Here is a 13,916-nt window from a genome sequence, read left to right as displayed (position 1 = left end):
GTAGGGCAACTGTTTGAGAATGAAATTGGGCATGGGGATTCACCTGCTGGGTGAACAGTATTTGGAGCCTAAACTATTGATTTCAATAGGGAAGCTGGAGATTTTTGACATGAATTCACGGATTCAGAAAGATAAGACCTTGGTGGCAAATGCACCGCCGTATGGGGTCAGAGCAGGCTATTCGTAGTGTGACCACATACGCAGCACTTTGACAACTTTTTGCTCGTGCAGCACCTCGTAAACTAAGCGATGCTGAATATTGATGCGCCTGGAATAAACTCCGGCCAAATCGCCGACCAGCTTTTCGTAGGGAGGCGGGTTTTGGAATGGATTTTCTGTGAGGACGCTCAGTAACTCTTGCGCCTTGGCCTTCAGGCCGCTCGCGGCTAGTTTCTGTGCGTCTTTTTGCGCGTGCTTGGCGTACACCAGTTCCCAACTCACCAGTCAAGCTCCTTGGCGCAAGCGGCTGTTGGTTCGGCCATGCCTTCCTTGATGGATTCACGCATACCCGGTACGGACAGCAGATAAAGCGTTTCTTGAATGGCTTGCCAGTCTTCGGCAGACAGCAGCACGGCATTGTGACGCTTTCCGGCGATGGTGATGGGCTGGTGTGACTCTGCTGCCTGATCCATGAGGCGGTAGAGATTGGCGCGTGCGTTACTGGCGGTGAGTATCTGCATCTTGGAGTCCTTTTTCCTAAATCGTACGCTAAATGGTACGTTTCATCAAGGCTTCCCATTGGGACAAAAATAGCGGGTGGGGTCTTTGCCCGCGCCGCTACGCAGCGCCGCACGAACCTCGGACAATAGCGCCTGTTGCCTTTTTCCTCCTTGACCGTGCTGCCCCCAATGACCCTCAAAAGCCCTGAACTGCTGTTGCCTGCTGGCTCACTCGACAAAATGCGTGCCGCCTACGATTTTGGCGCCGATGCCGTCTATGCGGGCCAGCCGCGTTACAGCCTGCGCGCGCGCAACAATGAATTTCGCTTAGAGCAAATTGCCCAAGGGATTGCCGAAGCGCACCAGCGCGGCAAAAAGTTCTTTGTCACCAGCAACCTGATTGCCCACAACGACAAAGTACGCACCTACCTGCGCGACATTGAGCCGGTGATTGCGCTGCGCCCCGATGCCCTCATCATGGCCGACCCCGGCCTCATCATGATGGTGAAAGAGCAATGGCCGGAGCAAGTGATTCACCTATCGGTGCAGGCCAATACCACCAACTGGGCCACCGTCAAGTTTTGGCAAAAAATGGGCGTGGAGCGCATCATTTTGTCGCGTGAACTGAGCTTGGACGAGATTGAAAAAATCCGCCAAGAATGCCCGGATATGGAATTGGAAGTGTTTGTGCATGGCGCGCTGTGCATCGCCTACTCGGGCCGTTGTTTGCTGTCGGGCTACTTCAACCGCCGTGACCCCAACCAAGGCACTTGCACCAATGCTTGCCGCTGGGAATACAAAACCCAAAGCGCGGCCCTAGACCCCAGCACCGGCGAAGCCATCGCCACACGCATCGAGGGCGACTTTAACTTTGCTGCCGCCCAGCAAGAGGCGGAACAAGCCTTCTCCTCCTGCGGCGACGGCCAACGTCATCCAGCGGCGGACCAAGTCTATTTGATTGAAGAAATTGGCCGCCCCGGCGAACTCATGCCCATCATGGAAGATGAGCATGGCACCTACATCATGAACAGCAAAGACTTGCGCGCCGTGGAACATGTAGCCCGGCTGACGCAGATTGGGGTGGATTCGCTCAAGATTGAAGGCCGCACCAAGAGCCTGTATTACGTGGCGCGCACCGCGCAGGTCTATCGCCGTGCCATCGACGACGCGGTGGCTGGTCGCCCATTCAACCCCGAGCTGCTGCTGGAGTTGGAGGGCTTGGCCAACCGGGGTTACACCGGTGGCTTGTTAGAGCGCCGCCCCAGCCAAGAGTACCAAAATTACATCACCGGCCATTCCATCGCCCACCGTAGCCAGTTTGTGGGTGAAGTGCGCGGCGTGCAAGACGGCTGGGCCGAGGTGGAAACCAAAAACCGCTTTGCCGTGGGGGATTTGATTGAAATTATCCATCCCAGTGGCAATATCCAAGTGCGCTTGGAGCAGATGCGTAACGCCGACGGCCAGCCGGTGCAGGTGGCCGCAGGCAACCCGATGCGGGTCTGGATTCCGCTGCAAGAATGCTATGCTGGTGCGCTATTGGCGCGTGTGTTTGAAAATCCCAATCCCTAGCAAGGCTGAAAACCTTGCACTGATTTCTGTGAACCGGGCTATTAAACGGACGTGAGCAGGTAACGGCCCAAAGCAAGGAGCGCTGCGCGCTGCGCGCTCCGCGCTCTACCTCCTCGGCAACCCTACCGAGGTTTCACGCGCAAACTGATGAAGCTGTATTACTCCCCCGGCGCTTGTTCACTCTCGCCCCATATCGTGTTGCACGAGGCGGGTTTGCCGTTTGAAGCGATTGTGGCCAGCACCAAAACGCACCAATTGCCCGATGGCACGGATTTTTACACCATCAACCCCTTGGGCTATGTGCCGGTGCTAGAGCTGGACAACGGCGAGCGCCTGCGCGAAGGCGTGGCCATCGTGCAATACCTGGCTGACCAAGTGCCCGAGAAGCAATTGGCCCCCGCCAACGGCAGCTTGGCGCGCTACCGCTTGCAAGAGTGGCTCAACTTCATCAGCACCGAAATCCACAAAGGCCACAGCCCGCTGTTTGCCCCGACGACGCCCGAAGATTACAAAACGCTAGTACGCAAAAACCTGCTGTCGCGCTTTGCTTGGGTGAATGAACAACTGGCCGACAAAGACTATCTGCTGGGCCAGTTCAGCGTAGCCGATGCCTATTTGTACAACACCACCCGCTGGGGCCAGTTGGTGGGGGTCGATACCAGTGGTTTGACCCATTTAATGGCCTTTAAGCAGCGCATGGAAGCGCGCCCCGCCGTGCAAGCGACTTTGCGCGCCGAAGGTTTGCTCAAATAAACCAGCAAGCAAACCAGCAAATCGGCCTGTGCCTGCCAGCTCCAGTACCGCAGCGGGTGCTGGCCTTGTTTTAACGAAAGACATCTTCTCTATGCCTACCACCTTGTTTTCTTCCACCCATGTGGGTGACATGAGTTTAGCCAACCGTATCGTGATGGCCCCGATTACGCGCAACCGCGCCCCAGGTGCCGTGCCGACCGAGATGATGGCGCAATACTACGGCCAGCGTGCCAGTGCGGGCCTCCTCATCACCGAGGCCACGGCCATCAGTCCGCAAGGCCAAGGCTATGCCGATGTGCCCGGCCTGTACAGCACCGAGCAATTGGACGGTTGGAAAAAGGTCACCAGCGCTATCCACGACGGTGGCGGCAAGGTGGTAGTGCAGTTGTGGCATGTGGGGCGGATTTCGCACACGACGCTGCAACCGGGCAACCAAGCGCCGGTGGCTCCTTCGGCCATTGCCGCGCAAAGCAAAACTTTCATCATCGACGCAGCGACGGGACAAGGCCGTTTTGTGCCGACTTCAACCCCTCGGGCCTTGGATGTATCCGAGTTGCCCGGCATCGTGCATGACTACCAAAGCGCCGCGCGCAATGCGGTAGGCGGTGCTGGTTTTGATGGCGTAGAAATCCACGCCGCCAATGGTTATTTGTTAGAGCAGTTCCTCAAAACTGGGGCCAACCAGCGCGAAGACGACTACGGCGGCAGTATTAAAAACCGCGCCCGTCTGCTGTTGGAGGTAACGCGCGCCATTGTCGAGGCCATTGGAGGCAGCAAAGTGGGCATTCGCCTCTCGCCCGTGACCCCGGCCAACGACATCAGCGATGCCGACCCGCAGCCCCTGTTTGAATACGTGGTGCAGCAGTTGGCTCCTTTGGGGCTGGCCTATATCCATGTGGTGGAAGGCGCTACCGGCGGCCCGCGCGAGGTGTCCCAAGCCTTTGACTATGCTGCCCTGAAAGCCGCTTACCGCAACGCCGGTGGCAAGGGCGCTTGGATGCTGAACAATGGTTACACCGGAGAGATGGCGCAAGAGGCGGTTCGCACGGGTCAAGCCGATTTGGTGGCCTTTGGTAAGCCGTTTATCTCTAACCCTGATTTGGTCGAGCGTTTGCGCCAAAACGCGCCACTCAACCCGTGGGACAGCAGCAAGTTCTATGGTGGTGGTGCCGAGGGCTATTTGGACTACCCAACGCTGGCCAAGGCTTAACACCGTCGGCCTGAGCGCTGAGCGCGCTTGGCTCAAGGTTCTTCTTTGGGCAGGTAGCGCTTTTTGCCCGAGGGCAAAATGATGTAGCGCCCACCACGCGGGCCGGTATGCACCACGGCATCTTCTGGGATGCCTTTGGCTTTGGCTTTGGTGTTGCTGGCCACGGCAACCGGTGCAGCAACCGGTGCAGCTGCTGGCACTGCGGCTGTGCTGCCTTTGGGCGGTGGCGCGCGATAGTGCGGGATGTCGGCCTTTTCGGCCTTGCTGGTGTTGCAGCTATCGTCTTGGTAGGTGATTTTGCCTTCGGGGGAGGTGCATTTGTTCATGCCCTGTGCCTGAGCGCTGCCCACGCTCCAGACCAAGCCCAGCACAGCGACCCAAGTTTGCCAGCGGCAACGCATAGTTTCATCCTCTTTCTAAACGGGGGGGCGCATAACGGCCAGGCTCAGCGGGCAAGGCTTTGCTGCTGGCCCGGTAAGGCGGTTGGCGCGCTGCGGAGGCTACCGCTAGGCCATCGGCCAGCCGGAATTGTTGCACCACTTGCGACAGGCGTTGCGCTTGCTCGCGCAGTGATTGTGCCGCCGCCGCCGATTGTTCTACCAAGGCGGCATTTTGCTGCGTCATGCGGTCGATTTCGGCCACCGAGTCATTGACTTGGCCGATACCGTTGGATTGCTCGGAAGCTGCCGCGCTGATTTCACCAATGATGTCGCCCACGCGCTGCACACTTTGCACGATGTCGTTCATGGCGTGGCCGGCATCTTCTACTTGGCGCACACCACCGCCTACGGCTTGCACGCTGGTATCAATCAGGGTTTTGATTTCTTTGGCCGCTGCGGCACTGCGTTGGGCCAAGTGGCGCACTTCAGAGGCCACCACGGCAAAACCGCGCCCTTGCTCGCCTGCACGCGCCGCTTCTACCGCCGCGTTCAGGGCCAAAATGTTGGTTTGGAAAGCGATGCCATCCATCACGCTGATGATGTCGGCGATTTTGCGGCTCGATTGCGAGATGCCGTGCATACTCTCCACGGCATGGCCCACCACGGTGCCGCCCTTGCTGGCGGTGCTAGAGGCCGAACTGGCCAACTGATTGGCCAATTGCGCTGCCGAAGCTGTTTGTTGTACCGTGCCGGTGAGTTGCGATAAAAAATCGACCGCCTCTTGGGCGTGGTGGGCGGTTTTCTCGGTGCGTGCAGACAGGTCTTGGTTGCCCGAGGCAATTTGCGTGCTGGCGCTGGCAATGTTGCCGCTGGCATCGCGCACTTGGGCTACCAAGGCGCTCAAGCCTTGCTGCATTTCTAGCAGGGCGCGGCCCAAGTCGGCCACCTCATCGCGTCCGGTAACGTCAAGGCGCTGCGATAAATCGCCGCCCGCAATCGCTTGGGCCAGCTGCTGGGCTTGGGCCAAGGGGCGGCAGATAGAGTTCATGTTGAGCAGCGTGGTCGGCCCCACTATCAAGATGGTGAGCAGCACGACGATGGCAAACAAAACCTGTGTTTCATGTGCTAAGTCGGCTTGTCGGGCAACGGCTTCGGTAGCTTCTTTTTGCAGCGATGTCTCTAGCGCCAGGCGTAGCTGGTCGGCGGCTTCAAACTGGGCCACAGCGGGCTGGCTACTTTGGCTGGCGCTGCTGGCGGCAGCGTAAGCGCCGCTTTCTAGTTGGCGCGCTACGGCTTCAAATTGGCTGCGGTAACCGGCCAAGGCTTGCCCCAGTTGTTGGGCGATGGCGTTGTCTTCGTCAGGCTCGCCTTGCTGCATCTTTTGTAGCAGTTGTTCGGTTTTGCTTAAACTGGCCTGCCAATGCTGGTGCGATTGGCGCACGGCTTGGGGGCTATCGTAGTGCAGGAGCATGTCTTTTTCGTGCAAACGCACGGCCCCTAATTCAGCGCGCAACTGGCCTAGCAGTTGCAGCTCGGTGTAAGACATGGCGATAAAACTGTCCGTGAGTGCGGTGATGCGGTACATCCCCCACAGGCCCGCCCCACCCAACAAGCCCAGCAAGCCCATCACCACCACAATGGCACCCATCATGCGAAAACGGATAGTGAAATGGCGCATGAGTGCGTGGATGGTCATGGTGTGCGGTTCCTTTGGAAGTGTATCCAATGGTAATTTTTACGTTGACTGTCAAGAACCGGACAGTCTGCCATGCTAATGGCCATCGTGCAGAGCGGGCACCATCGTTTTTTTATATAAACCTGCCTAGGCCAATAACCGCTCTGCAATCTCTAAGTCAATGCGCCCCGCAGCATTTTTTGTATTTCTTGCCACTGCCACAGCTGCAAGGGTCATTGCGGCCCGGTGCCGGGGCTTTGCGAATGCTCTCGATGCGCGGCCCCATGCTTTGCCACAGTTGGCGCAGGTCATAGACGGCAGCCAAGGCCGCGCTAAAGTGGTCTAGGCGCTGCTCACTGATGGTGGCTGGGCCATTTTCGTCATAGAGGTTGACGCTGGGTTTGCCGGTGTCGTCTTCGGTCAGGGCCACAATGCTATCGAGGGACTCGTCTAGCCATTGTGCCACCTCTTTATCGCGCGGAGTGGCCCATTCTTCGGGCCAATTTTCTACCGCGAACATAAAGCCCAAAGCCCACACTTGGCCCAATGCGGGGATGTCGTAGTCTTCAATTTCGGCTTGCTCGGCTTCGGGCAGGCTGGCCACTACGGCGCGCACGTCTTCTACTTCGGGGTGGAACGCATTTTGTTCGGTGCGCTGCTCTTGCGGCAGGTCTAAGGCGGTTTGTACCGCTTGCCAGCGTTGCGTAAACAGTGCCAAAAAGCGCGCTTGCTGCGCGGCTGTGGCAAAAATAGGCAAGTGTGGCAAAGCACCGTCTGCGCCCAGCTCTAGCACTTGGCCATCGCCCAACAGCATGGGCAGGTATTCTTCGGGGCCAATCGGACGGCGGCTGCACACCAAGGCGGTGAGAAAGCCATCGCAAAACTCCCATTCTGGGATTTCTTCGGCGTGGGCGCGCAACTCGTTCAGCAGGGTATCGAGTTCGTCCAGCTCATCGGGGCTGATGCCACGGGCAGCAGATTCGGGGGTGGAGGTGTCAACAAGGGTATCGGTCATGGGGGCATCCTGTGCAGGTATCAGCGTGGTCAGAGCTAAAAACAGCAGTGTAGCCCGCTCATAAACGAATCGCCTGTGCCGGGTCGAGCATGGCAGCCCGCCGTGCCGGGGCAATGGCGGCCAGCACGCCACACACCGTGACTATCAGGGCAATTTGCAGGCCCGTTGCTACTGGCAAGACAATCATGAACAGCGGCAAGCCATCGGAGCCGCGTACAAAATGGGTAAACACCCAAATCAACCCTACGGCCAAAGCCAGCCCCAGTGCCGAGCCAATCGCGCCCAGCACCGCCCCTTGCAGCAAGAAGACGCGCAAAATTTGCCCACGGGTGGCCCCCATCGCACGCAAAATGCCAATCTCACGGCCTTTTTGCACCACCGATACCACCAGCACGCTGGCAATGCCCAACACCACCACCGCCAACACGACACCCCGGATGATGCTGGTGCTAATGGATTGGGCATTGAGTGCCGACACCAGCTGCGCGTTGTTCTCTTGCCAGCTTTCTATTTTGTACGGAAACTGGCGGCGCAGGGTGTCGGTCAGGGTTTGGGCTATCCAGACATCGTGCAGTGTTAAATCCAAGCCAGTGGCTCCGCCGGGCAGGGCCAGCAAATTTTGTGCGGTACGCAGCGGCACAATCACAGTGCGCCGGTTGAGGTCTTTGATGCCCAAATCGACCAATGCGGTCACGCGCAGGGATTCGTTCAGGTTGCCGCTGGTTTGTACGCTCAGGCGGTCTCCTACGCGCAGGCCCAAGTCTTGCGCCAGCTCACGCCCAATGATGGCTTCGCCCGGTGCCAGGCGCGCCGCGCCCGCAACTACCTTGGCGCGCAGGCCAATCATGCGGTCGTAGCGTTCTAGCTCTACGCCGGTCAGGGCAATGGATTGCACCGCCTCGCCACGCAAGGCCAATCCCGAGCCTGACACCATCGGCGAGACTCCGGCCACGCCCGGCCATTGTTCTAACAAGGGCATGAGTGCTTGCCAGTTGGCCACGGAGCGCAGGCGCTGCGCGCGCGGTTGCACATCGCTCAGGGTGGTGGTGCCATTGGGGTAGAGTGCCGCCGGTGTAACGACATCGTTGGGGGCGCGCAGGCTGATATGGGCTTGCGCTCCTAGTGTTTTGGCCAAGGTATTGCTTTGCAAGCCATTGATCAAGGCCGAGATGTAAGCAATCACCGCCACCCCGGCGGCCACCCCTACCATGATGAGCAGGGTTTGCATTCGGCCCTCGCGCAAAAAACGCAGGGCCACGCGCCATTCAAAGCCAAGCCACATAGCAGATTGGGCCTAACGGCCCATCGCGTTGGTCATGGCCGAACCAGCGTCACCGCCCGGTTTGCCCGCTGCCGCGCTGGCCGAGAGGGCGGTGCCGGGTGTCCACACCAGAGGCCGGGTTTGCACCCGTTGCCCCGCTGGTAAGCTGGCGCTGTGCAACACGGTATCACCGGGACGCAGGCCATCGAGTACCTCTACCGCATCGAGGGTGCGTAGCCCCAAACGCAGATTGCGCGGCTGGGCGCGGCCTTGGTCTAGCACCAGCACCGTAGCCTGCTGGCTGCTTGGGGTGCTGCCAGAATGCAGGGCCGACAGCGGCAGGGCCAGCGCTTGCTCGCGCCGGGCGGTTTCTACCTCTACCGACAGCGTCATGTCTTCACGCAGATAGGCGGGGGCTTGCTGCTCCAAACTGAGCTTGACTTCTACGGCACCGCGTTGGGCATCCACGGTCGGGGCAATCGACAGCACCCGTGCCGCAAAGGCTTGTGCTGGAAAAGCATCGGCCACCACGCTGGCCGGTTGGCCGGTTTGCAGTTGGTCTAAAAAGCGCTCATCGACTTGGGCCACCAATTGCGTCGGGCCAGCCAACGCCAGCCGCAGCAGGGCTTTACCAGCTTGCACGATTTGGCCTGGCTCTACCGTGCGTTGCAATACTTGGCCGGGCAGCGGCGCGCGCAGTTGGGTTTGCTCTAGCCGCGCTTGGGCGCTGGCCGTGGCAGCACGGGCGGCTTCCGCTTGGGCTTGGGCTTGGGCGATGTCGCTGCCCGCATCGGCATTGGCTTGTAGCTGGGCTTGGGCGCTCTGGTATTGCGCTTGGGCCACGGCCACGGCACGGCGGGATTCGTCCAATTGGGCCTTGCTGTAAAAGCCTTGGGCGACCAATTGTTCTGCTCGGCCTAAGCTGGCTTGGGCGGTGCGTAGCGTAGCCTGTGCTTGCGCCAGTGCGGCTTGGCTACTGGTGCGGCCGGTGCTACGCAAGCCCGCCAAACGGGCTTGGGCTTGGCGCTCGGCGGCCACGGCTTGGGCCAGGGCGCTACGTTGCTCATCGGCTTCTAGCTGCACCAGTGGCTCGCCTTGGCGCACGCTTTGGCCTTCTTGCACCAGCACCTGTTGCACGCGCCCGGTGATGGTACTGCCAATCTCTACCCGCGACAGCGTGGCCACACGCGCCGAAAACTGCAAAGTGCGTACCAGTGGCGCCGCCTGTACGGTTATCGCATCGACGGTTGGGGCGCGCAGTGCCAGCACTGCCGCTAGGCCCGCTCCCAGTAGCAGCACAACGGTAATTCCCACTACGGTGCGGCGGTTCAAAATAAGCCTCCGGCCACAGCCACCTGGGGCGGTGGTGTTACACCCAAATGGCGATAAGCGGCCTGGGTGGCGATGCGCCCACGCGGCGTGCGTTGCACATAGCCTTGTTGAATCAAATACGGTTCAATCACATCCTCAATCGTGCCGGACTCTTCGCCAATGCTGGCGGCAATGTTGTCCAAGCCGACCGGGCCACCATCAAAGCGGTGGATCAGTGCTTCTAAAAATTTACGATCCATGACATCAAAACCTTGCGGATCGACATCCAGCATCGCCAAGGCGCGTTGGGCAATTTCTTGGGTAATGTGACCATCGCCTTTGACATCGGCATAGTCGCGCACGCGGCGCAACAGCCGGTTGGCAATGCGCGGCGTACCGCGCGAACGCCGGGCCAGTTCAAAACCCCCGGCTGCGTCCATTGGTGTACCCAGCAAACCAGCGCTGCGCATGACAATCAAAGCCAACTCTTCCGGAGTGTAAAACTCTAAGCGCGCCACAATGCCAAAGCGGTCGCGCAGCGGGTTGGTCAACATGCCTGCGCGCGTGGTGGCCCCCACCAGGGTAAAGGGTTGTAAATCGAGCTTGATAGAGCGTGCTGCGGGCCCTTCGCCAATCATGATGTCGATTTGGTAATCTTCTAACGCTGGGTAGAGGATTTCTTCCACCACCGGCGAGAGGCGATGGATTTCATCAATAAACAGCACATCGTTGGCCTCTAAATTGGTCAGCAGTGCCGCCAAGTCTTTGGGTTTTTCTAGCACCGGGCCGCTGGTTTGGCGCAGATTGACCCCCAATTCGGCGGCGATGATGTGGCTGAGGGTGGTTTTGCCCAAGCCCGGCGGGCCAAACAGCAGCACATGGTCTAGCGCTTCTTGGCGCTTGCGCGCGGCACCAATAAAAATCTCTAATTGCTCACGCGCTTTGGCTTGGCCCACATACTCTTGCAGCAGCTTGGGGCGCAAGGCGCGCTCAATGGCTTCTTCTTGCGGCGAGGCCGGGGCAGCAGACACCATGCGCTTGGGCGGTGCGGGGGCAAAATCGTCGGTGTGGATGGTCACGGTGGTTTGGGCAGGCAAGGCAAGCGCAAACTATAGCTTGCCCGGCCCCATAGTGCGCCTTGTGCAGTTAAAGTGCGCTTCTGCCAGCTTGTGTTTGCCCTCGCTTTTTTGCCGTCAATTACTCCATCCTGAAGAATGGGGCCTGAAGCCGAAAGGATTTAAGCCAGGTTGACCAGGGAAAGCGGTAACCAATCCGCTACGTTGACAACAGGTCGTTCAGACGCACCAGCAAATGCTTCCTCAGTTTGCTGCTCTGCAAGGTTTTGATCATGCTGGGCCAAGGTAAAAGCCCGAAGGTTGAAACCGCAGCTTGCAAAAGCTGGAGCCGATTGCCGACATTCCCGAGGGGAGCGACATCGAAAGATGTCCGTCACTAGGCCCGTAAGGGCTGACTGCTGGAAAGACAGCTGATTTTTTGGAGAGATACATGGCAGTTTTTGTGTTGGATTTCCATGGTAAGGCATTGATGCCCTGCACCGAAAAGCGCGCCCGGCTGCTGCTGGCACGTGGTCGGGCGCGGGTGCATCGAATCGTGCCGATGGTGATTCGACTCACAGACCGTCAAATAGCTTCTTGTGATTTGCAACCTCTGCATTTGAAATTGGACCCCGGCAGCAAAACCACCGGTTTGGCCTTGGTGCGCGATGCTGAAATCATCGACCAGCAAAGCGGCGAAGTGCAAGCTGCTGCCGTGGTGCTGAACCTGATGGAGTTAATCCATCGCGGTAAGCAGATTTCCGAGGCGCTAACCGCACGGCGACAAATGCGCCGTCGGCGCAGGGGACATTTGCGCTACCGCGCGCCACGTTTCCTAAAAACCAACCTCACACTGGCTTGCGCCTGCTGCAACCAGAAAAAAGCCGCGCGCAGCATAGAAGAGTTTTTAGCCAAAGACCCCAAGCGCTTGGCCAAGATACTCGCAGATGCAAAAAAGCCCCTGCGTGATGCCGCCGCCGTCAATGCTACCCGTTGGGCGCTGGCCAATACCCTCAAATCCACCAACTTGCCGGTCGAGCTGGCTTCGGGTGGGCAAACCAAATTTAATCGCTGCACGTTGGGCATCCCGAAAACCCATGCGCTTGATGCTGCTTGCGTCGGAAAAATACAAGCCATCGAAAACTGGCAATGCCCCACGCTCACCCTCAAGGCCACAGGCCGGGGTAGCTACCAGCGCACCCGCTTGAATAAATTTGGCTTTCCAAGGGGTTACCTGATGCGCCGTAAGCGTGTGCATGGTTTTGGCACCGGCGACATGGTGCGCGCGGAGGTGCCCTCGGGCCTCAAGGCTGGCATCCATATCGGACGGGTGGCGATTCGAGCCAGCGGTTCTTTTAACATTCAAAGCTACCAAGATGGTCAATTCGTCGTAGTGCAAGGCATCAGCCACAAGCGTTGCCGCGTGATTCAGCGCGCTGATGGTTATGGCTACTTCTTCAACCGGGCCAACAGCGCAAAACGTGAACCGGCAAGGCCCCAAGCCAGGAACGCTGCGCGTTCCGCGCTCTGCCTCCCCGGCATGAATGCCGAGGTTTCACGCGCAATCTGATGAACCCTACTCCTGTTTCTTTTCTGCCTATCTTGCGCCGCTGCGGCTCGGCCAGTGCTGTGTTGGCAGGTTTGCTGCTGGGGCAAACGGTCAGGGCCGCAGAACCCGCACCTGAACCAGCGGCCAAAACCGCCCCTACCCCGGCCCCAGCGGCACCCGCTGCACCCGCCCCACTGCGCCTGAGCAACCCCGAAGAGCGCGCCTTGCTGATTGAGCGCATCAACGAGGTGATAGAGCGTACCAACCAAAAGTATGCTTCGCCCTCTCGGCGCAGTAGCCGTGCGGGCCGGGGCAAACGCAAAGCAGAGCCACCCACTATCCCCACCTTCGCGGTGGAGTTGGGCCGCCCCACTTCGCGCCCTGCGTCGAAAAAGACCAGCAAACGCACCCACAAAAAGCCCACCGCTGTTGCGGCTACGGCTGCCGCTGCCGCAACCAGCGCCGCTGCGGCTGTGCCAGCCCTTGACGAGACCACCGCGCCACCAGCGCCTCCCCTGAACACGCTGGCCCCCAGCGCAGCGCCAACGTCCAGCACCGCCACCCCAGTGGTAGCGCCAGCGCCCGAGATGGCGGTGGCTACTCCCAGCGCCAGCCGTCGCTATATTGCCGAGCGCGCCGCCCTGTTGGCGGCCACCGTGCCAGCACAAAATGCTGCTGCATCTCTCACCTCCCCCCTCGCACCCTTCAGCCTAGAACCATCCACACCACAAGCAGCGTGGAGCTACGCCGGGGCCACTGGCCCACAGGCGTGGGGGCAATTGCACCCCAGCTTTGCCCTGTGTGGCAGCGGCCAGCGCCAATCACCCATTGAATGGAGCGCACCGCCAGACAAAACCGGCCCCACAGCCCACTTGCCCTTGGGCAATCAAGTCTTCACTGGGGTGCTAGAACACACCGGGCGCTTTTTGCAACTGCAAGTGCAGGGCCTTAGCACCTTGGATTTGCGCGGCATGGAGTGGGAATTGCAGCGCATACAGCTGCACTACCCAGCCGAGGAACGCATCGGCAGCACCGACGAAGTGGTGATGGCAGTGGATTTGCTTTACCGCGCCCCGACCCAGCAATGGGCGGTGGTGTCGGTGCCCTTGCAGTTGGGGGCCGCTAACCCCTTTTTGGCCCAGCTGTGGGCCTATTTGCCCTTGCACGCGGGGGAGCGTGTAACCCTGACACCCGGTCAATTGCAGTTACACGATTTGTTGCCTGCCCAACGGCAGTATTACCAGTATTTAGGCTCGTTCACCCAACCGCCTTGCACCGAGGGGGTGTTGCGCTTGGTGCTAAAAAATCCTGCCAGCATCGCGCCAGAACAATTGCAACGCCTGATGGCCTTGCTGCCTCCCCATGCCCGGCCTGTGCAACCTTTGTATGGGCGACAGGTACTGCTGGGGCCTTAGGCGCTTTAGGCGCTTTAGGCGCTTTGGGCGCTTTGGGCAGCGGCGTGGCACCCTTCAGCCTTGG

The 13,916-nt window shown here is 59.5% G+C and carries 13 protein-coding genes; 5 read left to right on the top strand and 8 right to left on the bottom strand.

What is annotated here, in order from left to right:
• Positions 1 to 177: 177 nt before the first annotated feature.
• Positions 178 to 441 carry a Txe/YoeB family addiction module toxin gene (locus PHX60_RS12220; RefSeq protein ID WP_300078046.1) on the bottom strand — a complete coding sequence of 88 codons (264 nt, stop codon included), beginning with the start codon at positions 439 to 441 and terminating at the stop codon, positions 178 to 180.
• On the bottom strand, positions 438 to 680 hold the full coding sequence (locus tag PHX60_RS12215; protein ID WP_300078043.1) for a type II toxin-antitoxin system Phd/YefM family antitoxin: 243 nt from the start codon (positions 678 to 680) through the stop codon (positions 438 to 440). Before PHX60_RS12215 ends, PHX60_RS12220 begins: the two co-directional genes overlap by 4 nt.
• A 168-nt stretch (positions 681 to 848) precedes the next feature.
• Here PHX60_RS12215 and yegQ point away from each other — a divergent pair, with 168 nt between their 5' ends.
• From yegQ to PHX60_RS12200, 3 genes are all read left to right on the top strand, one after another.
• A complete protein-coding gene (gene yegQ / locus PHX60_RS12210; RefSeq protein WP_300078055.1) occupies positions 849 to 2,228 on the top strand; it encodes a tRNA 5-hydroxyuridine modification protein YegQ in 1,380 nt (459 codons plus the stop codon).
• Positions 2,229 to 2,375: 147 nt separating this feature from the next.
• A complete protein-coding gene (gene gstA / locus PHX60_RS12205; protein WP_300078040.1) occupies positions 2,376 to 2,981 on the top strand; it encodes a glutathione transferase GstA in 606 nt (201 codons plus the stop codon).
• A gap of 91 nt (positions 2,982 to 3,072) precedes the next feature.
• Positions 3,073 to 4,191, top strand: coding sequence for an alkene reductase (locus PHX60_RS12200; RefSeq protein WP_300078038.1), 1,119 nt, complete (start codon positions 3,073 to 3,075; stop codon positions 4,189 to 4,191).
• 32 nt (positions 4,192 to 4,223) lie between these two features.
• Here PHX60_RS12200 and PHX60_RS12195 read toward each other — a convergent pair whose 3' ends face one another.
• The 6 genes from PHX60_RS12195 to ruvB all read right to left on the bottom strand — a co-directional run bounded on the left by PHX60_RS12195 (position 4,224) and on the right by ruvB (position 10,912).
• On the bottom strand, positions 4,224 to 4,592 hold the full coding sequence (locus PHX60_RS12195) for a hypothetical protein (RefSeq protein WP_300078035.1): 369 nt from the start codon (positions 4,590 to 4,592) through the stop codon (positions 4,224 to 4,226).
• A gap of 4 nt (positions 4,593 to 4,596) precedes the next feature.
• Complete coding sequence (locus PHX60_RS12190; RefSeq protein WP_300078032.1) at positions 4,597 to 6,267, bottom strand: methyl-accepting chemotaxis protein; 1,671 nt, start codon at positions 6,265 to 6,267, stop codon at positions 4,597 to 4,599.
• A gap of 157 nt (positions 6,268 to 6,424) precedes the next feature.
• Complete coding sequence (locus tag PHX60_RS12185) at positions 6,425 to 7,261, bottom strand: UPF0149 family protein (RefSeq protein ID WP_300078029.1); 837 nt, start codon at positions 7,259 to 7,261, stop codon at positions 6,425 to 6,427.
• A 58-nt stretch (positions 7,262 to 7,319) separates the two neighbouring features.
• On the bottom strand, positions 7,320 to 8,543 hold the full coding sequence (locus PHX60_RS12180) for an FtsX-like permease family protein (protein ID WP_300078026.1): 1,224 nt from the start codon (positions 8,541 to 8,543) through the stop codon (positions 7,320 to 7,322).
• 12 nt (positions 8,544 to 8,555) lie between these two features.
• Entirely contained in the window at positions 8,556 to 9,854 is a 1,299-nt protein-coding gene (locus PHX60_RS12175) for an efflux RND transporter periplasmic adaptor subunit (protein WP_300078023.1), read from the bottom strand.
• Entirely contained in the window at positions 9,851 to 10,912 is a 1,062-nt protein-coding gene (gene ruvB / locus PHX60_RS12170) for a Holliday junction branch migration DNA helicase RuvB (protein WP_300078052.1), read from the bottom strand. The genes PHX60_RS12175 and ruvB overlap by 4 nt, the downstream gene beginning before the upstream one ends.
• A 427-nt stretch (positions 10,913 to 11,339) precedes the next feature.
• Between ruvB and PHX60_RS12165 the strand changes: the two genes are divergently transcribed.
• Positions 11,340 to 12,458, top strand: coding sequence for an RRXRR domain-containing protein (locus PHX60_RS12165; RefSeq protein ID WP_300078020.1), 1,119 nt, complete (start codon positions 11,340 to 11,342; stop codon positions 12,456 to 12,458).
• A complete protein-coding gene (locus PHX60_RS12160) occupies positions 12,458 to 13,852 on the top strand; it encodes a carbonic anhydrase family protein (protein WP_300078017.1) in 1,395 nt (464 codons plus the stop codon). Before PHX60_RS12165 ends, PHX60_RS12160 begins: the two co-directional genes overlap by 1 nt.
• The last annotated feature ends 64 nt before the right edge of the window (positions 13,853 to 13,916 follow it).

The sequence above is a fragment of the Giesbergeria sp. genome (assembly GCF_028686475.1).
Classification (GTDB): Bacteria; Pseudomonadota; Gammaproteobacteria; order Burkholderiales; family Burkholderiaceae_C; genus Simplicispira.
This window is presented reverse-complemented; position numbering and strand designations above follow the sequence as displayed.